The 715-nt window shown below is 70.9% G+C and carries 1 protein-coding gene and 1 riboswitch; the gene reads right to left on the reverse strand.

Annotated elements, in window-relative coordinates; genetic code table 11:
* A partial coding sequence (locus B8W67_RS20170) for a phosphomethylpyrimidine synthase ThiC (protein WP_207567717.1) occupies positions 1-447 on the reverse strand: 447 nt, incomplete at its 3' end.
* A riboswitch (TPP riboswitch) is annotated at positions 438-547 on the reverse strand. (Overlaps the previous gene by 10 nt.)
* Positions 548-715 lie beyond the last annotated feature (168 nt).

The raw sequence follows: 715 nt of genomic DNA on the forward strand, positions 1-715 counted from the left end.
GGCGTTGACCTTCACCGCGAACGCCTTGCCGATGATCATCGGCTCGGATTCGGGGTGGTTGTGGTTGGCCGGGATGATCGCGCGTCCCGCGGCGACCTCGTCGCGCACCAATTCGACCGGCAGCGACTCCCGTTCGGCGATGTAGGCCATCTCCGCGGTGATCTCCCCGGCGCGGGCGCGCTGCAGCTGGGTGCCGCGGTCGCGCACCACCCCCGGGCGCGCCGGCAGGCCCGCCTCCAGGTCGATCACCGCGTTGTCGTCGGTGTAGGGCCCGGAGGTGTCGTAGACGTCGAAATGTCCGCTGGTCAGGTTGATCCGACGAAAGGGCACCTGAAGGCCCGGCACCGTGCCGGGGCCCTCCACGGGCCGGTAGTGCTTGCTGCTGTAGGGGATCGGGCCGGTGGTGACTGTCGGCTCGGTGGCGGGCTTGGAGGCCAATTCGGTCATGATGAACTCCCTACGCCGGCATTACCCGGTCAGGTTCAGACGGTCGACGGCACCAGCCGTCCTCTCAGCGCCCTCGGCGGACGCTCCCGTGCGGTGTGCGTTTGTGACTGCCCGGTCGAGCACCGGGCGACTCCACGCTATCGCAGACCCGAGGCGTTGGGGAGGGGCCGCGCCAATCGCCGTGGGCGGGCAGTCCCGGCGGACGGACTACTGCGGCGCGGGTGCGGGCGGGTTCTCCCCGGGCGCAGGAGGGGGGTTCTCCGCGGGC

This window comes from Mycolicibacillus koreensis (assembly GCF_002104795.1).
Classification (GTDB): domain Bacteria; phylum Actinomycetota; class Actinomycetes; order Mycobacteriales; family Mycobacteriaceae; genus Mycobacterium; species Mycobacterium koreense.